Here is a 722-nt window from a genome sequence, read left to right as displayed (position 1 = left end):
AGCCGGGTGCCCAAGGTCGTGGACTTCTCCATCGACTACCTGCGTCCGGGGCGACCGGAGACCCTGTGCGCGGCGTGCGATGTCCGTCGCCAGGGCAGGCGGGTGGCGAACGTGGCGGTACAGGCCTGGCAGCTCGACGAGGCCGGCGAGCGCCGCGAGGTCGCTAGTGCCCGCTGTCACTTCCTGCTGGCGGATCCGGAGGCGGAGAGCGCCGGCATTTGATCCGGGTGGTTGAAAACCCGCCCGGCGTCCCCCAGTTATCCCGGTGAGCGGTAAAGGCGCGTCCGGGTTCCCGCCGGGCGTGCCGGGCCGGCGCGGCGTCTCCCCCGCGTCCCCGGTCCAAGCGGCCGCTCCACCGGTTTCCCCGGTGACGCCAGGGCGGCGGATCGTTGCCGGGCAACGGCCGGCGCCGGGTTGAAGGGTCCGGTTTCCCCCCTTGGCCGGACCCTTCCCTTTAATTCTTCCGTCATTCCTCCGCCCCGGGCTTTTCCGCTCCCGGAGCCGGTATGGCGGTATCCCTGCGCGAGGCGCGGCGATTACCTCCTCTACGGGACACTGTAGCCCGGGGTGGCGCCGGCCGTGGTCGTCACCTCGCTCTGGCGGTGGATGACCTGATCACGGCCGGTCTCCTTGGCCTGGTAGAGAGCGTCGTCGACACGCTGGAGGGCGTTCTCCAGTGCCTCCCCCGGCTCGTAGGCCGTTACGCCCAGGCTCGCGCGCAG

The 722-nt window shown here is 71.2% G+C and carries 2 protein-coding genes; one reads left to right on the top strand and one right to left on the bottom strand.

What is annotated here, in order from left to right; all coding sequences use genetic code 11:
• Nucleotides 1-222 (top strand): PaaI family thioesterase (locus tag G7A99_RS22885; protein ID WP_163144331.1); only part of this gene is annotated, 222 nt, incomplete at its 5' end.
• 323 nt (nucleotides 223-545) lie between these two features.
• Here G7A99_RS22885 and G7A99_RS22880 read toward each other — a convergent pair.
• On the bottom strand, nucleotides 546-710 hold the full coding sequence (locus tag G7A99_RS22880; RefSeq protein WP_256379737.1) for a hypothetical protein: 165 nt from the start codon (nucleotides 708-710) through the stop codon (nucleotides 546-548).
• Nucleotides 711-722 lie beyond the last annotated feature (12 nt).

This window comes from Arhodomonas sp. KWT (assembly GCF_010993615.1).
The sequence above is the reverse complement of the archived record's forward strand: the minus strand, read 5'-3'. Positions and strand labels throughout refer to the sequence as shown.